21 protein-coding genes and 1 other annotated feature are annotated in these 23,921 nt (G+C 32.3%); of the genes, 20 read left to right on the forward strand and 1 reads right to left on the reverse strand.

Features of this window, described 5'->3' with window-relative positions:
• Positions 1-4: 4 nt before the first annotated feature.
• The 14 genes from JOC47_RS01030 to JOC47_RS01095 all read left to right on the forward strand — a co-directional run bounded on the left by JOC47_RS01030 (position 5) and on the right by JOC47_RS01095 (position 18,004).
• Complete coding sequence (locus JOC47_RS01030) at positions 5-4,300, forward strand: PolC-type DNA polymerase III (RefSeq protein ID WP_204700101.1); 4,296 nt, start codon at positions 5-7, stop codon at positions 4,298-4,300.
• Between the two features lie 241 nt (positions 4,301-4,541).
• The gene (gene rimP / locus JOC47_RS01035) at positions 4,542-5,000 is read left to right on the forward strand and encodes a ribosome maturation factor RimP (protein ID WP_204700102.1); all 459 of its coding nucleotides are present in this window, start codon (positions 4,542-4,544) and stop codon (positions 4,998-5,000) included.
• A gap of 22 nt (positions 5,001-5,022) precedes the next feature.
• Positions 5,023-6,066: a transcription termination factor NusA gene (nusA, locus tag JOC47_RS01040; protein ID WP_204700103.1), complete on the forward strand. Its 1,044-nt coding sequence runs from the start codon at positions 5,023-5,025 to the stop codon at positions 6,064-6,066.
• 44 nt (positions 6,067-6,110) lie between these two features.
• A complete protein-coding gene (gene infB / locus JOC47_RS01045) occupies positions 6,111-8,054 on the forward strand; it encodes a translation initiation factor IF-2 (protein WP_204700104.1) in 1,944 nt (647 codons plus the stop codon).
• Positions 8,055-8,077: 23 nt separating this feature from the next.
• The gene (gene rbfA / locus JOC47_RS01050) at positions 8,078-8,437 is read left to right on the forward strand and encodes a 30S ribosome-binding factor RbfA (RefSeq protein ID WP_204700105.1); all 360 of its coding nucleotides are present in this window, start codon (positions 8,078-8,080) and stop codon (positions 8,435-8,437) included.
• Positions 8,424-9,401 carry a DHH family phosphoesterase gene (locus tag JOC47_RS01055; protein ID WP_204700106.1) on the forward strand — a complete coding sequence of 326 codons (978 nt, stop codon included), beginning with the start codon at positions 8,424-8,426 and terminating at the stop codon, positions 9,399-9,401. The genes rbfA and JOC47_RS01055 overlap by 14 nt, the downstream gene beginning before the upstream one ends.
• Before the next feature lie 38 nt (positions 9,402-9,439).
• A complete protein-coding gene (locus JOC47_RS01060; RefSeq protein WP_204700107.1) occupies positions 9,440-10,354 on the forward strand; it encodes a bifunctional riboflavin kinase/FAD synthetase in 915 nt (304 codons plus the stop codon).
• Between the two features lie 477 nt (positions 10,355-10,831).
• On the forward strand, positions 10,832-11,098 hold the full coding sequence (gene rpsO / locus JOC47_RS01065; RefSeq protein ID WP_204700108.1) for a 30S ribosomal protein S15: 267 nt from the start codon (positions 10,832-10,834) through the stop codon (positions 11,096-11,098).
• 128 nt (positions 11,099-11,226) lie between these two features.
• Positions 11,227-13,335: a polyribonucleotide nucleotidyltransferase gene (pnp, locus tag JOC47_RS01070; RefSeq protein WP_204700109.1), complete on the forward strand. Its 2,109-nt coding sequence runs from the start codon at positions 11,227-11,229 to the stop codon at positions 13,333-13,335.
• Positions 13,336-13,569: 234 nt separating this feature from the next.
• The gene (locus JOC47_RS01075; RefSeq protein WP_204700250.1) at positions 13,570-14,409 is read left to right on the forward strand and encodes a deoxyribonuclease IV; all 840 of its coding nucleotides are present in this window, start codon (positions 13,570-13,572) and stop codon (positions 14,407-14,409) included.
• A 60-nt stretch (positions 14,410-14,469) separates the two neighbouring features.
• Positions 14,470-15,399 carry a cell wall hydrolase gene (locus JOC47_RS01080; protein WP_204700110.1) on the forward strand — a complete coding sequence of 310 codons (930 nt, stop codon included), beginning with the start codon at positions 14,470-14,472 and terminating at the stop codon, positions 15,397-15,399.
• A 131-nt stretch (positions 15,400-15,530) separates the two neighbouring features.
• Positions 15,531-16,370 carry a spore cortex-lytic enzyme gene (gene sleB / locus JOC47_RS01085; RefSeq protein WP_204700111.1) on the forward strand — a complete coding sequence of 280 codons (840 nt, stop codon included), beginning with the start codon at positions 15,531-15,533 and terminating at the stop codon, positions 16,368-16,370.
• 242 nt (positions 16,371-16,612) lie between these two features.
• A complete protein-coding gene (cobC, locus tag JOC47_RS01090; protein ID WP_204700112.1) occupies positions 16,613-17,233 on the forward strand; it encodes an alpha-ribazole phosphatase in 621 nt (206 codons plus the stop codon).
• A gap of 78 nt (positions 17,234-17,311) precedes the next feature.
• On the forward strand, positions 17,312-18,004 hold the full coding sequence (locus JOC47_RS01095; RefSeq protein ID WP_204700113.1) for a flagellar brake protein: 693 nt from the start codon (positions 17,312-17,314) through the stop codon (positions 18,002-18,004).
• Between the two features lie 68 nt (positions 18,005-18,072).
• Here the strand turns inward: JOC47_RS01095 and JOC47_RS01100 are convergent, their stop codons facing one another.
• A complete protein-coding gene (locus JOC47_RS01100) occupies positions 18,073-19,239 on the reverse strand; it encodes an MFS transporter (protein ID WP_204700114.1) in 1,167 nt (388 codons plus the stop codon).
• Between the two features lie 188 nt (positions 19,240-19,427).
• Here JOC47_RS01100 and sigG point away from each other — a divergent pair, with 188 nt between their 5' ends.
• From sigG to aroF, 6 genes are all read left to right on the forward strand, one after another.
• Positions 19,428-20,207: an RNA polymerase sporulation sigma factor SigG gene (sigG, locus tag JOC47_RS01105; RefSeq protein WP_204700115.1), complete on the forward strand. Its 780-nt coding sequence runs from the start codon at positions 19,428-19,430 to the stop codon at positions 20,205-20,207.
• Between the two features lie 209 nt (positions 20,208-20,416).
• Positions 20,417-20,671: a YlmC/YmxH family sporulation protein gene (locus JOC47_RS01110; RefSeq protein WP_338035290.1), complete on the forward strand. Its 255-nt coding sequence runs from the start codon at positions 20,417-20,419 to the stop codon at positions 20,669-20,671.
• 118 nt (positions 20,672-20,789) lie between these two features.
• Positions 20,790-21,242, forward strand: a complete 453-nt coding sequence (nrdR, locus tag JOC47_RS01115) for a transcriptional regulator NrdR (protein ID WP_204700116.1) — start codon at positions 20,790-20,792, stop codon at positions 21,240-21,242.
• Positions 21,243-21,258: 16 nt separating this feature from the next.
• Complete coding sequence (locus tag JOC47_RS01120) at positions 21,259-21,915, forward strand: hypothetical protein (RefSeq protein ID WP_239550836.1); 657 nt, start codon at positions 21,259-21,261, stop codon at positions 21,913-21,915.
• A 19-nt stretch (positions 21,916-21,934) separates the two neighbouring features.
• Entirely contained in the window at positions 21,935-22,663 is a 729-nt protein-coding gene (locus JOC47_RS01125; protein ID WP_204700117.1) for a tetratricopeptide repeat protein, read from the forward strand.
• A 104-nt stretch (positions 22,664-22,767) separates the two neighbouring features.
• Positions 22,768-23,007, forward strand: a binding site (T-box leader).
• Positions 23,008-23,079: 72 nt separating this feature from the next.
• Positions 23,080-23,892 (forward strand): 3-deoxy-7-phosphoheptulonate synthase, encoded by an 813-nt coding sequence (gene aroF, locus JOC47_RS01130; RefSeq protein ID WP_204700118.1) that lies wholly within the window; start codon positions 23,080-23,082, stop codon positions 23,890-23,892.
• Positions 23,893-23,921: the final 29 nt, after the last annotated feature.

Here is a 23,921-nt window from a genome sequence, read left to right on the forward strand (position 1 = left end):
AAATATGGCAAAAGTGGTTATTAAACCGCAAAATAATAATGCCTTTCAAGAAAAGCTTAAAAGTTTTTTAGGTGTTGCTGATACTGTTGCAACTAAAATTAAAATTAAGTCAGTAGCTGTTGATACGGAAACCGAGACTTGTCAAGTACAGTTAAAAGCACCTGAAAACTTTGGAATTGAAAATAAATTTAAAGATAAAAAAGAAGATTTATTAGCTAATGGCAAGTTAGAAATAAACTTTGAATATTATGACCCTGAATTGCCCTTGCAGGTTATATTAGAAGAACAATGGTCAGAAATTATAGCTGAAGTTAAAGGGGCATCTTCTAAAACTAATGGTTGGTTATCTTCAACTAAATGGGAATTAGAAGAAGACACGATAATTGTTAAAGTGAAAAGTGAAGTAGCTTGTGAGGCTCTAGAAAATAAAAATTGTGATCGGGTTTTTAAAGAAATCATGTCTAATGAATATCATAAACAAGTTAAAGTTAAATTTGAAGTGGGAGATTTTGCTGCTGAATCGAAAGAAATAGAGGATGAGCAAGAGCAAGAAAAGAAAGATTATATGGATGACTTAGTTAATTCTATGCCTCCACCGCAGCAAGGTGGTAATGCTTCTGATTCCTCGAGTTCAAGTTCTCAACCACAAGTATGGCATGGAAAGAAATTTAATGGTGAGGCTGAAGCTTTAGAAGAAATAACAAGTGAACGGAGAAATATTATAGTTGAAGGTAAGATTTTTGATATTAATATTAGAGAGTTACAGAGTGGAAGAAATTTAATTATTTTTTCTATCACTGATCAAAGTGATTCAATTAAGGCTAAAGTTTTTGAAGAACAAGGTGGAACTTTAGCGGAAAATATTGCTGAAGAGAAATGGGTTAAGATCAAAGGTAATGTCCAGTATGATAAATATGATCAAGAATTATCTTTGATGGCTAATGCTGTAGTACCTATTTTTAAAGAAAGTAAAAAAGATACTGCTGAAGCAAAAAGAGTAGAATTGCATATGCATACTCAGATGAGTGCTATGGATTCAGTAGTAGATATTGAAGAAATAGTTGAACGGGCTGATGAATGGGGACATCAAGCTATTGCAGTAACAGATCATGGAGTAGTACAGGCCTTTCCTGAGGCTTATCAAGCAGCTCAAGGTACAGATGTAAAAATGATTTATGGGGTAGAAGCCTATTTAGTTGATGATGGTGAACCAATTATTTTAAATCCGATTGAAAAAGAAGTAACTAAAGAAACATATGTTGTTTTTGATTTAGAAACAACTGGCTTTAATCCTCATCATAATCAGATTATTGAAATTGGTGCTACTAAAATTGAAGCAGGCGAGATAACTGATAGTTATCAAACTTTTGTCAACCCTGAAGGGGAAGTGCCTGAGCGAATTACCGAATTGACTGGTATTACTACTGCAATGGTTGCTGATGCACCAGAAATAGAGGAGGCTATGGAAGAATTTTTATCTTTTGTAGGTGATGCTACCATAGCAGCTCATAACTTGTCTTTTGACTTAGGTTTTATTGAAGACAAATTAAATCGTTTAGATAAAGATGAAATTAGTAATCCAGCTCTTGATACTTTAAATTTATCGCGAGCATTATTACCTGAGTTAAAAACTTATAAATTAAATAAATTAGCAAAACATTTTAAAATTGATCTTGATAATCATCACCGAGCTGATGATGATGCCCAAGCAACAGCAGAAATCTTTTTAGAATTAGTTGATTTAATGTTAGAGCAAGAAGTTGAATCTTTATCAGAAATTAATAGTTTGACTAGTGAAATAGATTATAAGAGAATGCATCCCTATCATGCTACGATTTTAGTCAAAAATCAAACAGGACTTAAGAATTTATATAAATTAGTTTCTCAAGCACATATTAATAATTTTCATCGGGTGCCGAGAATTTTGAAGAGTGAGTTATTAGAAAAACGCGAAGGTTTAATTGTTGGTTCAGCTTGTGAAGCAGGTCAACTTTATAAAGCTGTACTACAGGGTAAATCAGAAGATAAATTATTAGAGATTGCTAAATTTTATGATTACCTAGAAGTGCAACCGATTGGCAATGCTAAATTTTTATTAGAAAATGGTGAAGTTGAGTCTACTGCTGATTTAGAAGAAATTAATCAGACTATTTATCAATTAGGAGAAAAATTAGGTAAACCGGTAATAGCAGCTGGTGATGTACATTTTATAGATCCAGAAGATAGTATTTATAGACAAATTTTAATGGAAGGGCAGGGCTTTGATGATGCTGATCAACAGGCTCCACTTTATTATAGAACAACAGGAGAAATGTTAGAAGAATTTGATTACTTTGAGGAAGAAGTAGCGCGAGAACTAGTAATTGAAAATCCTAAACAAATAGTAGACGGAATAGAAGAAATCAAGCCTGTTCCGGATGGATTATTTACTCCAACTATTGAAGGTGCTGAAGAAGATGTTAGGAATATGGCTTATGAAAAAGCGAAAAGTTGGTATGGGGACCCATTACCAGAGATAGTAGAATCTAGATTAGAAAGTGAATTAGAATCAATTATTGGTAATGGTTATGCTGTGATTTATTTAATTTCGCAAAAGTTAGTTAAAAAATCATTAGAAGATGGTTATTTAGTAGGCTCGCGAGGTTCAGTTGGATCTTCATTTGCTGCTACAATGACCGATATTACTGAGGTTAATCCTCTTCCACCACATTATAGATGTCCAGAATGTCAATATTCTAAGTTCTTTACTGATGGCTCTATAGGAGTAGGAATTGACTTGGAGGATAAAGCTTGTCCTGAATGTGGAGCTGATTTAATTAAAGATGGTTTTGATATACCTTTTGAAGTGTTTTTAGGTTTTGAAGGTGACAAAGTTCCTGATATTGATTTAAACTTTTCAGGTGAATATCAACCAAAAGTACATCGTTATACAGAAAAGTTATTTGGTGAAGAATATGTTTATCGGGCTGGTACAATCTCTACTATTGCTGATAGAACTGCTTATGGTTTTGTGAAAGGACATATGGAGGATAATGATTTAACTTTGCGTGGTGCTGAAGTTGACCGTTTAGTAGATGGATGCACAGGCGCTAGAAAGACAACTGGACAGCATCCAGGAGGATTAATGGTTATTCCTCAGGAAAAAGATGTTTATGACTTTACTCCAATTCAAAAACCAGCGAATGATATGGATACAGATACTTTAACAACGCATTTTGACTATCATTCGATTAGTGGTCGGATTTTGAAGTTAGATATTTTAGGGCATGATGATCCGACAAGTATTAGGATGCTGCAGGATATTACAGGGGTTGACCCGCAGGAAATTCCGCTTGATGATCCAAAAACAATGAAGATATTTTCTAGTATTGAACCCCTCGATGTAACTGAAGATGAAGTAGGAGTTAAGCTTGGTACTTTAGGTATCCCAGAATTTGGAACTAGTTTTGTGCGAGGGATGCTGCGAGAAACATTACCGAATACTTTTGCTGAATTAGTTAGAATTAGTGGTTTATCTCACGGAGCTGATGTATGGTTGAATAATGCCCAAGATTTAATTCGCTCGGGTACAGCTGAATTAGCAGAAGTTATTTCAGTACGTGATGATATTATGAATTATTTATTACAAAAAGGTGTCGAACCTTCTAAAGCATTTTGGATTATGGAGCATGTGAGAAAGGGTAAAGGTTTGAGTGATGAAGAAGAAAAAGCAATGCGGGAAAATAATGTTCCAGATTGGTATATTAAATCTTGTAAAAAAATTAATTATATGTTTCCTAAAGCTCATGCTGCCGCATATGTAATGATGGCTTATCGAATTGCCTATTTCAAAGTACATTATCCTCAAGCTTTTTATAATACCTACTTTAGTATTAAAGCTGATGACTTTGATGCTCAGATAGTACTGCAGGGGCGAGAATTTATTGAAAAGAAAATTGCTGAAATTAATAATAAGGGTAATGATGCAACTGCTAAGGATAAAAGGACTTTACGTGTGTTGAGAATAGTTGTTGAAGCATTAGCCCGAGGAATCTCGTTTTGTCCTGTTGATATTTATAAGTCTAAAATTAATGAATTTCAAATTACAGATAATGGATTAAGACCGCCTTTGATTAGTTTAGATGGATTAGGTACTAAAGCTGCAGAGAACTTAGTTCAAGTAAGAAAAGAAGGAGAATTTACTTCTATTGAAGATTTAAGTAATCGCGCTAGTTTGAGTAAAACAGTTATTGAAGTAATGAAAGAACATGGTTGTTTAGAGGGATTACCGGAAACGAATCAATTATCTTTATTTGCTTAGTTAGGTTAAAAGTGATAGTTGTTAAACTAGAGTATGGCTTGCAAATTGATTAGTAATGTGCTATAATATTCCTGCGATATATGTTGATGTGCAAGGGAGAATTAATAGTTTTGACTAGTCAGAGTGGGTTTTAGCCCACTCTTTAACTATATACGAGAGGAAGTCAAAGCGATATAAGGATAAGATAAATGGAATTCGGGCATTAATACTATTAACAAAAGATTTGGGAGGGAGGAACAAAATGAGTAAAAGTGTAGCAGAAGAAGTTTTAGAATTGGCTAATCCAATTGCGGAATCAAGAGGATTGGAATTAGTTGATGTAGAGTATAATAAAGAAGGAGAAGATTGGATTTTAAGAGTTTTTATTGATAAAGAAGGTGGAATTTCGCTTGAAGATTGCCAAGAAGTGAGTCGAGATTTAGAAGGACAGCTTGACGTAGTTGACCCGATTGAAAAATCTTATTTATTAGAAGTTTCTTCCCCAGGATTAGATCGCCCATTAAAAGATGATGAAGATTTTGAACGTTTCACAGGCAGATTAATTAATATTTCTACTTATGCTCCGGTTGATGGTGCTAAAGAGTTTACAGGTACACTATTGGGATTAGAAGAAGGCGAAATTAGGATAGAAGTTGAAGGAGAAGAACTTCTTATACCTCAAAATAAGGTTGCTAAGACTAAATTAGCAGTTGAGTTTTAAGCTTCACAAAGGAGGATTATAAATGAATATTGAGTTGATTCAGGCATTGGAGGAAATTGAAAAAGATAAAGGCATACCAAAAGATATGTTATTAGAAGCAATTAAAGCTGCTCTAAAATCTGCTTATGGTAAGAGTGGACTTGGTTCTAAAGGTAATGCTGAGATTGAAATTGATGAAGAGAATGGTGAGGTACATGTTTATTCTAAGAAAGAAGTAGTAGAAGAAGTTGAAGATGAAGAAAGTGAAATTTCTCTTGAAAAAGCTAAAAATAAAGGTTTTGATTGCGAAATTGGTCAGAAATTAAAAATAGAGGTTACTCCGGCTAACTTTGGTAGAATTGCGGCTCAGACGGCGCGGCAAGTTGTAATCCAAAGAATTAGAGAAGCAGAGCGAGATATTTTATATCAAGAGTTCGTAACCCGTGAAGGAGAAATTTTAACTGGAATTATACAACGCTATCATGATGATAATGTAATAATTGATTTAGGTCGTACAGAGGCAATATTAATTCCTAGGGAACAAATTCCTAATGAAAATTATGAATCAAATGAGAGAATTAAAGTCTATATTGTTGAAGTTGAACAGACTACTAAAGGGCCCAATATTTTAGTTTCTAGAACTCATCCGGGATTATTGAAGGAATTATTTAAATTAGAAGTTCCAGAAATTGGCGATGATACTGTAGAAATAAAATCTGTAGCTCGTGAAGCAGGATTCAGATCTAAAATTGCTGTTAATTCTGAAGATGATGATGTTGATGCTGTTGGAGCTTGTGTTGGTCCTAATGGACAGCGAGTTAGATCAATTGTGAATGAATTAAATGGTGAAAAAATAGATATTGTAGAGTGGAGTGAAGATATTGAAGTTTTCATTTCTAACGCTTTAAGTCCAGCGGAAGTAGTTGAAGTTAAGGTTAATGAAAATGAAGAAGTAGCGCAAGTAATAGTTCCAGATTATCAGCTTTCTTTAGCAATTGGTAAAGAAGGACAAAATGCTAGATTAGCTGCTAAGTTAACAGGTTGGAAAATAGATATTAAAAGTAAATCAGAGATTGAAGATGAATAATGTAGGATAGTGTTCATTTAAAATGTAATATCGGGAGGGATATTATGGGTATTAGGATTTATCAATTAGCAGATGAGTTAGATTTAGAGAATAAAGAATTAATCGATATATTACAAGAGCTAGATATCGATATCAATAGTCATATGAGTACAATAGAGGAAGATACAGCAGATATAGTTAGAGATATGTTTGAGGAAGAAGAGACTGAAGAAGAATCATTAGAAAATGTGATTGAAGTAGAAGATGTATTAACAGTTAAAGAATTAGGTGAAGAATTAGATGTTAAACCGAATAAATTAATTACTGAATTGATTAATATGGGCACAATGGCTACGATTAATCAAGATCTTGACATGGAAACAATGGAAGAATTAGCAGCAGAATATGGTTATCAGATTAAAGAAGTAGAAGGAGAAGATGAAGAAGAAGATATTTATGGTTTAGTAAATGATTATGAAGATAAAGAAGAAGACCTTGAATTACGTCCACCAGTTGTAACAGTAATGGGTCATGTTGACCACGGGAAAACTACTTTATTAGATGCAATTAGAAAAACAAATGTTACTGAAGGTGAAGCTGGAGGAATTACTCAGCACATTGGTGCCTATCAGGTAGAAGTAAATGATCAAAAGGTTACTTTTCTTGATACACCTGGTCATGAAGCATTTACTTCCATGAGAGCTAGAGGAGCTCAAGCTACAGATGTTGCGATTATAATTGTAGCTGCTGATGATGGAGTAATGCCACAAACTGTTGAAGCAATTAACCATGCTCAAGCTGCTGAAGTGCCGATTATAGTAGCAGTTAATAAAATAGATAAGCCAAATGCACAGCCTGAAAAAGTTAAACAGGAATTAACTGAACATGGTTTAGTAGTTGAAGAATGGGGTGGCGATACAGTTACAGTACCAATCTCTGCTTTGAAACAGCAAAATTTAGATGAATTATTGGAAATGGTGCTACTAACAGCAGAGATGGAAGAATTAAAAGCTAACCCTAATCGACCTGCTAATGGAGTTATTGTAGAGGCCGAATTAGATAGAGGAAGAGGCCCTGTAGCTACAGCATTAGTTAAAAATGGTACCTTAAATATTGGAGATTATATTGTAGCTGGTTCAGCTCATGGTCGAGTGCGAGCTATGATAGATGATCATGGACAACGAGTTGAAAAAGCGGGTCCAGCAACTCCGGTTGAAGTATTAGGTTTATCTGATGTACCGAGTGCAGGTGATATTTTAGAAGTAATGCCTAGTGGTACTAATGCTCGAGATATAGCTGAAGAACGGGAAGAAGAAAAGCGAGCTAGAGAACTAGTAGATCATAAAACTGCTGTTAATTTAGATGATTTATTTGAACAGATCCAGCAAGGAGAAATTAAAGATCTAAATATTGTTATTAAGGCAGATGTACAGGGTTCTATTGAAGCTCTAAAAGAGTCTTTACTGGATTTAAGTACTGATGAAGTTCAAGTTAATGTTGTGCATGGTGGTGTAGGAGGAATCACAGAAACTGATGTAATGTTAGCTTCTGCTTCTAATGCTATCATTATTGGATTTAATGTTCGCCCAGGGACTAATGCTCGAAAAACTGCTGAAAAAGAAAATATTGATATTAGAACTTATCGAGTTATTTATCGAGCTATTGAAGATGTTCGTAAAGCGATGGAAGGTTTATTAGAGCCTGATTATAAAGAAGTAGTTATTGGTGAGGTAGAAGTAAGAGATACATTTAAGGTTCCAGATGTTGGGATGATTGCTGGTGCTTATGTAACAGATGGAATAATAAAAAGAGATGCAGAATTGAGATTATTAAGAGATGGAAAAATTATTCACGAAGGTAAAATTTCATCCTTGAAGCGTTTTAAAGACGATGTTAAAGAAGTTAGAGAAGGATATGAATGCGGAATTGGAATTGAAGATTATAATGATTTAAAAGTTGGAGATGTAATGGAAGTTTATGAATATGAAGAAATCAAGAGAACTTTATAGAATAGATTTGGGGAGGGAGTACAATGGTTAATCATCGTCCAGAACGAGTTGCTGAATTAATTAGAGAAGAAGTAAGCCAATTATTACGTAGAGAAGTTAAAGATCCCCGAATTGGTAATTTTGTTTCAGTGACTGATGTAGAAGTTTCAGGTGACTTACGACATGCTAAAGTGTTTGTTAGTACTATTAATGATAATGAAGAAGAATTAATGGAAGGTTTGAAGTCCACTCGTGGTTTCATTAGAAAAGAGATCGGAAATAGAATCAGATTATATCATACACCAGAAATAATTTTTCGTTATGATGATTCTATTGAACGAGGAGCACGTATTTTTGAAATTATTGAAGATTTGAATGAGGATGAAGAAAATGAACAAGAATAATGATCTCGATTCCATTATAAATATTATCGAAAATAATGATCGTTTTTTAGTTACTAGTCATGTTAATCCAGATGGAGATAATATTGGGTCTATTTTGGCCTTGAAAATATTTTTAGAGCAGTTAGGAAAAAAAGTAGAAGTAGTGCTTGATGATGAAGTTCCTGACTGCTTCTCTTTTTTATCTTATAGCCAGGATATTAAAGAGTATAATCCAGAATTAGAAATAGATTTTGATGTTTTATTTACTTTAGACTCAGGAGATTGGGAGCGGATTAGTGATGTAGCTGATTTGGTAGATAAGCAAGTGATTGTTAATATTGATCATCATGCAGATAATACTTTATATGGTGATTATAATTTAGTAACTGATGCAGCAGCTACGGCAGAATTGATTTATCAATTAATAATAGAATTAGATAAATCCAAGTTGAATCAAGACTTAGCGACTGCTATAGCTACAGCATTAATTACAGATACAGGATCTTTCCGCTATTCTAATACTAGACCTGAAACTCATCAAATCATGGCTGATTTGCTTGATTTTGATGTAGATGTTAATTATATTACACGACAGATATTTGAAAATAATACTTATCAAAGTTTAATGCTTAAAGCCAAAGTGTTAGAAACTTTAGAAGTTGATGAAACAGCTAAAATTGCTTGGGTTAAAATTCCTGAACACTTTTTAGAAGAAGTTGGTGCTACGTGGGAAGATGCAGAAGGAATTGTAGGTTATCCCCGTAGTTTACAGGGGGTTGAAGTTGCAGTCTTATTTAAGGAGTATCGCCCTCAAGAAATAAAAGTGAGTTTAAGATCTAATGAGTACTTTGCAGTAGATAAAGTTGCTCATCAATTTGATGGTGGGGGGCATGCTAAAGCTGCAGGATGTTTGTTGGAATGTGGATTAGAAGAAGCAGAAGAGAAAGTGATTGAAGCTGTAAAGGAAGAAATAAGAAAATATTAAGTAAAATTATTATTGTTGGGCTTGAAGGGAGAGGTTAGATGGAAATTATTTATAATCGCCCTCATAATTCAGAATTAGTTTTAACAATTGGATCCTTTGATGGAATTCATTTAGGGCACCGAGAAATTATGAAAAAAACAATTCAGGAAGCTGAGCGTTATAATAGTGATAGTGCTTTATTAACATTCAATCCTCATCCTTTAGAAGTTGTAGCCCCTGCAGTTGCTCCAAAATCTTTAACTAGCTATCATCAAAAACTAGAATTAATTGAAAAGTTCGGTATTAATCGTATAATTTTTAAAAGATTTACTGAAGAATTTGCTCAATTACCTTATCAAGAATTTATAAAAAAATATTTAGTAGATCGTTTTTCAGTTAATAAAATTATAGTTGGGGCAGACTTTAGATGTGGGCATCAAAGTAAAGGGACTCCAGAGAAGATTAAAGAACTAGGAAACAAGTATGGTTTTGAAGTTGAAATAATTCCGGCAATTAAGATTGACGACCAAGATATAAGCAGTACATATATTAGAGAATTGATTAAAGAAGGAGCAGTTTCTAAAGTCAAGCGACAACTAGGAAGAAACTTTAAAATCGAAGCAAAAGTAGTTTCAGGAGATGGTCGTGGTCGTGAATTAGGTTATCCTACGGCTAATTTAAAACCGGTCACTGATTATGTTATCCCCTCAGCGGGAGTTTATGCTTGTCGAATCAAAGTTGAAGATGAACTTTATGATGGAGTTGTGAATTTAGGTTATCGACCTACTTTTAATAAAGGTGAGTTTTCAATTGAAGTTAATATTTTTGATTTCTCTGATATGATTTATGAGCAGACAGTAGAATTAGAATTTGTAGAAAGAATTAGGGGCGAATTAGATTTTTCTACTGAAGAAGAATTGATAGAATATATTGAGCAAGATGTGCAGGAAGCCAAAGAAATATTATCTATATAAAGTGTAACTTCGAGATGGCTGAGTAAGCATTTCTTCGTTCAGAAATTTAGGATGATTCGTCTAAAACTCGTAAACTTAAAATAAATTTAGTTTAATCAAAATTGGAGATTAAACAATACAAAATTTATTTTAAGTTTACTTCATTAAGACTCATTAACATCCTAAATTTAATGCCACTACGAAAAACTTGCTCAGCCATCTAATGATAGTTTTACTTTAATAGTGGGGTCAGGGATTGTCTTAAAGTGAGGTTACTTATTTTTTGATTGTGCCTCTTGGTTTTGATTTTATGTTTTTAACTACTAGCCACTAGCTTTTATCTACTAGCTAGTGGCACTTTATATAGATATTTATTTACTTTTGGCCAATTTTATGCTAAAATTATATATAGTTGTGTAACCATTTTCTAGGTTAAATTGTTAACTCCGACATTTAACTTGGAAAATGGGGCTGTAATTAATTAAGGAGGTGAAGTAAATGTTATCACAAACAAAAAAGCAAGAAATTATTGAAGAATATGCTGTTCATGAAAATGACACTGGTTCTCCACAAGTTCAGATTGCTTTATTAACTGAAAAGATTAAGCAACTTACTGAACACTTAAAGGATCATAAGCAAGATTTTAATTCTCGCCGAGGCCTAGAAAAAATGGTAGGTAAGAGAAAAAGTCTACTAAATTATTTAGAAAATAATGATATTGAAGCATATAGAGAATTAATCGATAAGTTGAATATTAGAGGCTAATTATAAAAATAAGAGCGGGGTTCCCCGCTCTTATATTTTAATTAAAAAGTAGCCTGTTTTTTAGTAGAGAATAGATTTGAAATTACTGAGGAAATATAATAAATATTAAAGAGAAAGGAGTTAAAAGTATGGGAAATAGTTGGTCAACTGAATTTGGAGGAAGAGAATTAACTATTGAGACTGGAGATTTAGCTCAACAAGCTAATGGTTCAGTCCTTGTTAGATATGGGGATACTGTAGTTTTAGTAACAGCTACTATGTCTGATCCTAGACCAGGAATGAGTTATTTTCCTTTAATGATTAATTATGAGGAGAGATTATATTCTGTGGGAAAGATTCCTGGTGGGTTTATTAAACGAGAAGGGAAACCGAGTGATGCTGCTACATTAGCTGCTCGATTAATTGATCGTCCACTTCGCCCTTTATTCCCAGAAGGAATGAGACATGATGTACAGATAGTAGCAACAGTATTATCGGTTGATAATGATAATGCCCCTGATATTGCTGCTATGGTAGGATCTTCAGCTGCATTAGCAATTTCTGATATTCCATTTGACGGTCCAATCGCTGGTGCTAGAGTAGGGTTAGTTGATGATGAATACATTATTAATCCAACTAGTGAAGAGATGGAAGAAAGTTTATTAGATTTAACTGTTGCAGGAACTGAAGAAGCAGTAATGATGGTAGAAGCTGGAGCAAATGAAGTTTCAGAAGAAGAAATAATTTCAGGGATTGATTTTGGACAAGATGCTATTAGAGATGTTGTTCAATTGCAAAAAGAGGTAGTTGCTGAAATTGGTAAAGAAAAAGCTGATTTAGATTTAGAAATAGTAGAAGATCCTGAATTAGAGGAAGAAGTAGAAGAACATGTAGGTGATCGATTAAGTCAGGCACTGCAGACAAAAGATAAGGCAGAGCGTGGTGAACAAGTTAATCAAGTACGAGAAGAAGTAGTTGATTATTTTAAAGAGCAATTTGCAGAAGATGAAGATTTAGATGAAAAAATTAAAGTAGTTAAAGATACTTTAGATAAAATTGCTAAAAAGTCTATTAAAACTTTAGTTTTAGAGGAAGGGAAAAGAATTGATGGTCGTAGCCTAGATGAAGTTCGTCAAATTTCTAGTGATATAGGGTTATTACCAAGAGCTCATGGATCAGGAGTATTTACTCGAGGCCAAACGCAAGCAATGTCAGTAGTTACATTAGGTGCGGTTGGAGATGAGCAGGTATTAGATGGTATAGAAGAACAAGAATCTAAGCGTTATATGCATCATTATAATTTCCCACCTTATAGTGTTGGAGAAACGAATCCATTACGTTCCCCAGGACGTAGAGAAATTGGACATGGTGCTTTAGGTGAAAGAGCTTTAAAACCAATGATTCCTGGAGAAGGTGACTTTCCATATACTATTCGAGTAGTATCTGAAGTTCTATCTTCTAATGGTTCTACTTCTCAAGCAAGTATTTGTGGTAGTACTTTATCATTAATGGATGCGGGAGTACCAATTAAAAAACCAGTAGCTGGTATTGCAATGGGACTAATGAAAAAAGAAGATGACTATTCTATTTTAACTGATATTCAAGGTATTGAAGATCATAATGGAGATATGGATTTCAAAGTTGCAGGAACTGAAGATGGAATTACTGCTTTACAAATGGATATTAAAGTACAAGGTATTTCTTCTGATATTCTATCTGAGGCTTTAGAGCAAGCTCGTAATGGGCGTCTGCATATTCTAGATAAAATGATGGAGACAATTTCTGAACCTCGAGAAGAACTATCTGAATACGCTCCAAGTATGATTACATTGAAGATTGATCCGGAAAAAATTAGAGATGTAATTGGTAAAGGCGGCGAGACTATTAAAAGCATTGTAGATGAAACGGGAGTTAAAGTTGATATTGAAGATGATGGAACAGTCTTTGTTGCTGCTGAAGACCAAGAAAGTGGTCAAGAAGCTAAACGGATCATCGAGAAATTAACTGAGGAAGTTGAAGTAGGAAATATGTATATGGGTGAAGTTAAGAAAACTGTTGACTTTGGAGCATTTGTAGAAATTTTACCTGGTAAAGAAGGTTTAGTTCATATTTCTGAATTAGCTGATCATCATGTTAAGAATACTGAAGATATCTTAAAAGAAGGCGAAGAAGTTTTAGTTAAAGTAATTGATATTAATGATCGTGGTATTAGCTTATCTAGAAAAGAAGCTATATCTGATGAAGAAGATAGTAATTAATTAATCTAAAAAAACATAAACTAGATTTATTCTGGTTTATGTTTTCGCTATTTTCTTTAAATTATCAATATATTTGCAACAACTTGCAGGAAAATAAAAAATAATGTTGAATATATTTAAATGGTGGCTCTATCTCAATAACAGAGATAGAGTTTTTTATTTCTTATTGCTGCGAATTTTAGTTTTAATTTTGTTATTTTAAGTTATCAAGTTGTAATTTGGGAAGGTGATATTATCAAGTTTGGTGTACATACTTCAATTGCCGGTGGTATTGATAAAGCAGTAGTTAGAGCAGAAGAATTAGGGTGTGATACAGTCCAAATTTTTTCTTCTAATCCTCGTGGTTGGAAAGCAAGAGAGTTAAATGAGAAAGAAATTGCGAAATTTAAAGATAATTTAACAAAATATAATATAAGTCCAGTAGTTATTCATGCTCCTTATTTGATTAATTTAGCTTCTCCTAAAGAAGACTTATATCAGAAATCAATAACTGCTCTTAAAGAACAAGTAGATAGAGCTAATAAAATTGGAGCGCAGTATTTAGTTTTACATCCAGGTAGTCATACTGGAGGAGGCGTTGAAAAGGGGCGAAAAAGAATTATTGCTGCCTTAAATGAAGTTTTGAGTAATAAACAGCTATCCTTTCAAATATTATTAGAAAATGTTGCTGGGGCAGGAACTGCAATTGGAACTACAATGGAAGAATTATCCCAAATTTATAATAATTTAGTAGATAGATCTCAAGTAGGACTTTGTTTTGATACTTGTCATGGTTTTGCAGGAGGATATGATTTAAGAAGTGAGCAAGAAATAGAAGAACTACTAACGGTCATTGATGATGTTTTTGGTTTAGATAAATTGGGGGTAATTCATGCTAATGACTGCAAAGGGGACTTAGGAAGTAATAAAGACAGACATCATCATATTGGTCAAGGTAAAATTGGTAATTTAGGCTTTGAAAAATTAGTCAATCATCCCCAACTTAAAGATAAACCTTTTATCTTAGAGACACCAATTGATGAAGCTGGAGATGATGAACAGAATTTAGCTGCTATTAGAGATTTGATTAAATAAGTTTACTATATAATAGTATTATCTGTAAGTGAATTCAGTAATGAAAGAAGGGAGAATAAAATGAAAAGATTTTTAATTATATCTTTAGCCTTAATTCTTTTATTTGGCTTGAGCAATTTAGTTTTTGCTGCACCAACTTTTCAAGTTGATTTGATTTATGAAGTACAACAAGGAGATACTTTATATGACTTATCTCGCCAATTTGAGTTAGGCGTTAAAAAATTACGGTCAGCAAATGATTTATCAGATGATGAAGTGATTAAAGTAGGAGATGAACTAGTAATTCCTAACGTTAATAGTCTAGACTTTAATCATAATCAACAGCAGGATAAAAATATTTCTTTGTATGAAAAAGAATCAGGCGAATATCAATTGAATTGTAATCAAAAGTATAATGTACAAATAAAGAATTCTTCATCTTCTGAAAGCGTTGATATTAGTAATTTGCGAACTTTAGAATATTATGTGCGAGCAGGAGATAATTTATATGACTTAGCACGTGAATTCAAAACAAGTATAGCAGCAATAAAGAAGTTGAATAAGTTAGATAAATCAAATGTAATTCGTAAAGGAGATAAAATAGAACTACCAATTAATAATTTAAGCCAAAAAGAAGTAATTTATCATACAATTAGTGATAGAGAATTTGAATTATTAGCTCGTCTAATTCACGGTGAAGCTCGTGGAGAAAGATATATTGGGCAAGTAGCAGTAGGAGCAGTGATTTTAAATAGGGTGCTTAGTTCGTATTTTCCAAATGATATCAGAAGTGTGGTTTATCAGCCAGGACAGTTTAGCCCTGTTGCTAATGGCCAGATAAATTTAAGACCTAATCGGACGTCTTATCGTGCTGCAAGAGCAGCTTTAAAAGGTCAAGACCCAACTCGAGGAGCTTGTTATTTTTATAATCCTCGGACGGCTAAAAATAGATGGTGGTTTAAGACAAGAGAAGTAGTAGTTGAAATTGGCAATCATGTTTTTGCTAAATAATCAAGCCGTGGTCCAGGCTTGATTATTTAGTTTTTTGTTTATTTCTTAACATTAACTTCCTTTGCTAATTAGCTAATAATCAAGTATAATTATGAATGGTTAATTTAAATAGAAGGAGGTGGCTCGATTAAATGCAGCAGAAGACAAATTTTATAGCTATTTTAATAATTATCACAACTATCTTAGTAGTTAGTTCTGTTACTACTGTTCAGGCTTTAGATTTAGGACAGAGAACATTAAAATTTGGTCATGTGGGTTCTGATGTTGTACAGTTACAAAGTAAATTACAGCATTCAGGTTATTATTATTATTCAGTAGATGGGATTTATGGGAAAATGACTGAAAGAGCAGTGATTCACTTTCAACAAGCTAATAATTTAAGGATTGATGGTCTGGCTGGATATGATACTATTGATAAATTAAAAAATATAACAAATAAAAGTAATGATAATTTATATTATGTGCAGCGGGGAGATACTTTATCAAAAATTGCTCATAAATTTAATGTTAGTATTAATGAATTGAAACTTTGGAATAATATAAATTCTAATTATATATATGTAGGACAAAAAATTGAAATAAAAAAGTCTACTTCTAAAGTTGCTATTCATAGTTTAAGTAAAGAGGATTTTAATTTACTAACTAGAGCTGTTTATTCTGAAGCACGAGGAGAGTCTTTAGAAGGACAAGTTGCTGTTGCATCAGTAATTTTGAATCGGATAGAAGATAACAGATTTCCTAATACAGTCAAAGGAGTTGTTTTTCAACCGTGGGCTTTTACAGCAGTTCATGATGGTCAGTTTTGGTTAACTCCAAATACTGATGCTCAACGAGCAGTTAAACTTGCTTTAAAAGGTTGGGATCCTACATTTGGAGCTACTTTTTATTATAATCCAGCTAAGGTAACTTCTCATTGGATTTATACGAGACAGGTTGTAACTAGAATAGGAAGACATTATTTTGCTAGTTAAGTTAAACAAGAAGCCATTTTTGGCTTCTTGTTTTTCTTTTTTTAGTGGATAATGAATCGTTTCTTTGATAAAATCTATATAAAGTTTCATTATCTTAGCACTAGTTAGTAGTAAAAATTAAAAGATAAAGATAAAATCAGGGATGATTGAGTAACAGAAATGAATAAGGTCAAGCTTCCTTTTGAACAGTAAATATCTAGTAGAAGAGTAATCTAATATTAAATCATAAGAGGAGGATTATAATGGTCACAAAATTAATCTTAGTCCGACATGGAGAGACTGATTGGAATAAAGAGGCTAGATTCCAAGGTAATAAAAATGTTGCCTTAAATCAAAACGGAGAGAAACAAGCTCATAAATTAGCTAAAAGATTAGCAAATGAGAAAATTGATGTTATTTATAGTAGTGATTTAGACAGGGCTTATAAAACAGCAAAAATCATAGCTGCTTTGCATAAACTCCCGATACAGCAGCGGTCAAATTTGCAAGAAATAGATTTTGGTGTCTGGGAAGGGTTGACTTATGAAGAAATAAAAGAACATTATCCAAAACAATTTGAATTATGGGACCAAAATCCAAAGGAGAATGGTCCTGAGCAGGGAGAAAGTTTAAAAGATATAGAGCGCCGAGTGTTTGAAACAATTGAAGAAATATTAGATGAACATCAAGGGCAAACTATATTAGTAACTGCTCATGGAGGAGTTAATCGGGTTATTATTAGTAATTTCTTAGAAATGCCATTAGAGAAGTGCTGGCGTCTTAATCAAGCTAATACTGCGGTTAATATAATTAATATTTATCAATCAGAGATAATTCTTGAAAGTTTTAATTCTATTTATCATTTAAGAAGTGACAATTTTTAAAGGAACTAAAATTGATTTGTAGAATTATGTATAATGGATTTTGCTTTAATCAAAATTTAAACTGGAGGTGCAGTTTTTTTGAATTCATATTTAGAAGTGGGGAAAAAAGTAAAGTTAAGTAAATTAACTAGTGGTGACGTTCCCTATCAAGAACTTTTGACTAAGGTAGAAGGTGAAGTAGTAACTATCGAAGAAGATTGTTTAGAAGTATCATTACTTAATTTAGATAAAAATTTTGCTGAGATTGAATTTATTCGGATTGGAATTTTATTAAATATGTGTTTTGTGGGAGAAGATGCTCTTTATAAAGTAGTAGTAGAAGTTGAACAGATAAAGGAAGTTAGTAAATTGATTTTAGTGCAGAAAGGTAAAGTGCAGCGAATACAAAGGCGTAAATCATTTCGAGTTCAGGCTCAGCAAAGTATAGATTATTGTCTAGCTGAAGATAGTGATTTCCAATTTAAAACTACCGGCTTAGATGGAACTCCTAAAATAGCAGAATTGATTGATATTAGTAGTGTTGGACTTAAAATGAAAGTTGAATTTTGCCAAGAATTAGAAGTGGGAGAAATTTTAGAATTAAAATTAAATTTATCATTTTTAAACGGGGGAGCCTTAAAGGGGAAAATAGTAAGAATTGAAGAGGATAGCATGATTGTGGGAGTAGAATTTTTAGAATTACCAGATAAGATCACTCAGCAATTAACGCGTTGGATATTTAAAAAAGAGGAAGAATTTTTTGAAAAAAATAAAAAAGATCTAACTGATTAAAAGAAAGCCGCCTTTTTCTACAATGAAAAAGGCGGCTTTCTTTGATGTGGACTTATTAAGTTCTATGTTTAACTTTTAGATTGAACATAATGTTGACGAAGATAAATTGTAATTCCAATTAGAATAGTTAAGTAAACAATAAAAATGCCAAAACCTAATTGAATACCTAGCCATTGATTAACTGCTCCTGCTAATTTATTAGCAAATAAGATATTACCTACACTACCAGCAGTTAATGTCAGCCCTACAATAGCTGAAACGTTTTCGTCAAAAACTTCAAACATAACTGCTTGGATAGTTGCAAAATGAGGAGCAAGAAATAAACCAGTTAGAGAGAAAAAGAAAGCAAAACTTTTTGGCCCAAGTAATCCAATAGCAATAGTAATCATTGCAGCAGCAGCAGATATTATAATAGTTTTTATGTATCCTACTCTCTCTACAATAAAGCTTGCTATTAAGCGGCCTATAGTAAATAATACAAAAAATCCAAACATATAAGCACCAATTTCTTCAGGTGTTCGCTGTTGTATGTTATCTAAATAGACCCCTAACCAACTACTCATTCCTATTTCAGCCCCTACATAAAAAGAAAACATTAGGATAAATAACCAAACACGTATATCCTTTAAAATGGTTGTTACTTTAGCGTTTTTAGAGGAATCATCATCAGACTGTTGAGGAAAAGTAGGAATAAAAGTAAATCCAAACAGTCCTATTAATAATATAACCCCAAAAGAATAAGCTGCTTCCCAGCGAAAGCCAAGGCTAATGACAAAAGGAGCATATAGTTGAGATGAAGCCGAGCCCATTCCAAAGAAAAAATGAAATAAATTCATCATTTTCCCTTTGTTTTTAGTAAAAATTCTTGAAGCTAATGAATTTGCTGATACATTTGTAGTCCCCATCCCTAAGCCAATGATAAATATAACTAGCATTAATAGATAATAATTAGTAGTAAAGTAAATAGAGATTAAGCCAATTATTCCTACCACTAATCCTGCTCGAAATACATGTTTTAAGCTAAAAGTTTCAATTAAGAAACCACTGAAAAAGCTTGCTAAACTAGCTCCAATAGAAAAGAACATTAAAACTGTACCTAGCTGAGAGTAATTAATTCCATAATCATCTTGTAAGAGAGGATTAGTCAGTCCTCGAACATTCATAATTAGTCCAAAAGATAAAATCATACTAAAAGCTAAAATAACTAATAGTTTGTGATTGTTTAATTTCTTCATAGTTTACCTCCTAAATTAATTGAAAAAATATCGGATATAATCATTTGCTCGTTTCTAGTATACAACATTAAAGCTATTTGCTCAAACATAAATAATAATTCTTTTAAATTCAAATCATTTAATGTATATATATTGTCGTTAATACACATAATGATAAAGAAAAGAATTTTTTAGTAGGGGGGGAATAGATGAGAAAAAAAGTTGAGTTATCAGGAGTTAACACCTCAGAATTACCGGTTTTATCAAATCAAGAGATGAGAAAATTATTTAGAAAAATGCAGCAAGGAGATCTAAAAGCTAGGAACAAAATAGTTGGAGGTAATTTAAGACTTGTTTTAAGTGTATTACAGAGGTTTAATAATCGAGGTGAACCAATCGATGACTTATTTCAAGTAGGTTGCATTGGATTGATGAAAGCAATTGATAACTTTGATTTAAGTAAAAATGTCAAGTTTTCTACTTATGCAGTACCAATGATTATTGGTGAAATAAAAAGACATTTAAGAGATAATAATCCAATTAGAGTTAGTCGCTCCCTCCGTGATACTGCTTATAAAGCTTTACAAATGAAAGAAGAGATTGAAAGTAAAAATTCTGAAGAAGTTAATTTAACTGAAGTAGCTAAAGAAATTGGAATTCCTAGAGAAGAAATTATTCATGCATTAGATGCAATTCAAGATCCAATTTCTTTGTTTGAACCAATTTATAATGATGGGGGGGATCCGATTTATGTTTTAGATCAAATTAGTGATAATAATGAAGAAAATGAAAGTTGGTTAGAAGGTATAGCTGTTCGAGAAGCATTAAGAAAATTAGAGCAACGAGAAAAATTAATTTTAGCACTTCGCTTTTATGAAGGAAAAACCCAAATGGAAGTAGCTGATAATATAGGTATTTCTCAAGCTCAAGTTTCTCGTTTAGAGAAAGCTGCATTGCAGGACTTAAAAAAATATGTTAAAGAAAGTTAAAAAATAATGAACATATAAGTATCATAATTATAAAAGTAGCGCTACTATATAATTAAATTTTTCTAAATTTGTTATTTTAATTAGGTTAAAAGCATTAATAAAATTATTACCTAAGTAACGAACTTATGTCTTATACATATAATTATTATAGATTAATGTTTTTATTAGTTAGATTTTTCATATAATATATAAAAAGGGGTGGAAGGCTAGTGAAGACTTCAGAATTAAGTGCTAAAGATGTTGTTAATATTAGTAATGGGCAAAGATTAGGTGAAGTTGTGGATGTTGATATTAATTTGAATGAAGGAATGATTAAAGGGATTATGATTCCTCAACAAAGTGGTATCTTTAATTTTTTATCACAACAAGAAAACATCTATATATCATGGGATGATATACATAAAATAGGAGAAGATGTTATCTTGGTTAAACTAATAAAAGATGAAAAACAACTATTAGATTAATAAGAATCAAGAGTTTTTATATTAATTTGCAGGATTTTAAAAAAATATCTAGAAAGTAATTTATAACTAATAATGATTTTTTAGAAGGGGGGTTTACCTCAATCGAGGTAATCAATTTATGAAATGTCCATACTGTACTAATTTAGAAAGTAAAGTAATTGACTCTAGAGCAACAGAAGATAATACAACAATCAGACGAAGAAGAGAATGTTTAAATTGTGGTAAGAGATTTACTACTTATGAGCGTATAGATGATTTGCCTGTAATGGTAATTAAAAGTGGTGGTAATCGTGAAAGATTTAATCGTAATAAAATTTTAAATGGGTTGCTAAAAGCTTGTGAAAAAAGACCTGTGTCTCGTGAACAATTAGAAAGTATAGTTAATTCAATAGAACAAAAGGTTAAGAACCAAATGGAGAATGAAGTTGATAGTACAATTATTGGAGAACTAGTAATGGATCATTTGAGAAATATAGATGAAGTAGCCTATGTCCGATTTGCTTCAGTTTATCGAGAATTTAAAGATATTGAAACTTTTCGTCAAGAGCTAGATAAACTATTAGGTAATTAAATGGAGGAATTGAATCTTGGATTTAATAACAGAAAGTAAAAATTATTTTAAAAAGTATAATGTTGAAGATGTAATTAATCGAGAGATGAATTATTTATTTATTTTAGAATCCCCACATAAAGCTGAGATAAAACATGGTTATCCAGTAGCAGGTAATTCTGGTGTTGAGATGACTAAATTTATTTATGACCAAGAGTCTAAACAAGCTTTTGGTAAATTAGTCAGCAATGTGGAAGACTATCAACAACACTATAAGGGATTAAAGCAATTTGGAATAATTAATGTAGCACCTGCTCCAATGCAAGCTAGTGCTTTGGAGAATTATAAATTATCTGCAGTAGAGAAAAAAATAATACATATTTTAGAAAAATTACGAGTTAATTATCAAGCTAAAAGTCATCGTGACCAAAGCTGGAATGAAATTAAAAAAGTTTTAGTAAATGATTTTGCTATAAGACTCAATAATATTTTATCTGAATGCGCAGTAAATTATTTAATTCCTTGTGGAAAATTAGCGCAAAGTTATTTAGAGTTAACTATTACAAGCAAAAAAGTTAGCACTTCAGCCCAAATCATTACTGATATCCCCCATCCGTCTCGTAATCAGTGGCGGCAGTATAGCTCAATGAAGAAGTTAGAAGCTGTGTTAACGGAAAATATTTATTTAAAATAATTAAAGAGGGTGGTAAAAGATGATAAATAAAAAAATATTATTAAGTATGGTAATGATTATTATGTTGTTAGTTACTGGAGTAGCTACTGCTCAACAAGAAAATGCTTTAAAATCAGGTTTAGAGGCATTTAACAACGAACAATATCAACAAGCTGTTGAACACCTAGTAGAATCTGTTGCAAATAATCCTGACTCTAAGCAAGCTCATTATTTATTAGGATTAAGTTATTATCGTTTGGGGAATTATGATTTTGCTCAAACACAGCTAGAAAAAGCTCATCAAATTGCTCCAGATGATTACAAGGTGTTAGTTAATTTAGGACGAACTTATTATCAACTTGATAAATATCAAGCAGCTATGGATATGGCCAATGAAGCAATGAAAAATGATTATGGTAAGCCGGATGCTTATGCATTATTAGGGCGGGTACATAATGCCCGTGGTAAACTTAAAGTTGCAATTAGAAATTTTAAGCAAGCTGTTAAGATTGATGGAGAAAATTATTATTATTTGAACTATTTAGGATATTTATATTTGAAAAAGGGTGAATATGAAAAGGGGATCCCTCATTTGAAGAAAGCAGGAAAAATTAATCCCGAAGCAGCATATATATTCAATAACTTAGGCTTATGCTATGAAAACACGGGACAGTTAGACAAAGCGAAGCAGGCCTATAAGAAAGCGATAGAAATAAATTCTAATTATACTAATGCTAAGGTTAATTTAGAGCGTGTTACTTCTCAATAAGATGCAAAATTAGCTTTAATTATAATTTGAAGAGATAAATCAGATTATACTATTGACAATTAATATTCTGTCTGTTAACATTAATTACAACATATAAATATTGCTTAACAACGAAGAAGGAGTAAAGTAGATTAAAGTATCCTTTTGTAAGAGAGAAGATGTCATCGGCTGTAAGCATCTTTAAAAGGATTTTTAATTGAAGTTTCCCTCTGGAGTTGTATAACTGAACTTATTAGTAAGTTATACCGGCACGGATGTCGTTAACAGAACTAGTGGACTATTTTTAATAAATAGTCAACTTAGGGTGGTACCACGAAATTTACCTACTTCATTTCGTCCTAAGACGAAATTGGAGTAGGTTTTTTATATTTAAAAAACAATTTTAATTAAAATAATTTGCGAAGGGAGTAGATATTATGTTAGAAGATTTAAGTTTAGAAGAACAGAAATCAGTTGTTAAAGTAGGTGATGTTGCAGTAGGTGGAGATGAATTGACTGTTATGGCAGGACCTTGTGCAGTTGAAAGTAGAGAGCAGTTAATGAAGGCAGCAAGACAAGTTAAAAAATCTGGGGGACAAATTTTACGAGGGGGAGCATTTAAACCACGTACTTCACCGCATAGTTTCCAAGGATTGAAGGAACAAGGTTTAAAATATTTGGCTGAAGCTAGAGAAGAAACAGGTTTAAAAATAGTTACAGAATTACTTGACTCGACAGATATTGAATTGGTTAATCAATATACAGATATATTACAAATCGGTTCTAGAAATATGCAGAATTATGGTCTATTAAAAAAATTAGGAGAATTAGATACACCTGTTATGTTAAAGAGAGGATATGCTGCAACTATTAAAGAATGGTTGTTGGCAGCTGAATATGTAATTAGTCATGGTAATCCAAATGTGATTTTATGTGAGAGGGGAATTAGAACTTTTGAAACTGCTACTAGATATACCATGGATTTGAATGCTATTGCGTTAATTAAAGAAAAGACTAATTTACCAGTTATTGTGGATCCTAGTCATGGTACTGGTAAGAGAAGTTTAGTTGGCCCTTTGGCTAAAGCAGGTATTAGTGTAGGTGCAGATGGTGTAATGATGGAAGTTCATCCTAATCCAGAAGAAGCATTATGTGATGGACAACAATCTTTAACCCTTGATGGCTATGATCAATTGATGAAAGAGTTATCAGCAGTAGCCGAAATTTCTAATAAAAAATTAGCAGTTTAGATTGTTGTTACTCAAAGAGGTCATAAAAA

Origin of the sequence: Halanaerobacter jeridensis (genome assembly GCF_016908315.1) — a bacterium.
Lineage (GTDB): Bacteria > Bacillota > Halanaerobiia > Halobacteroidales > Halobacteroidaceae > Halanaerobacter > Halanaerobacter jeridensis.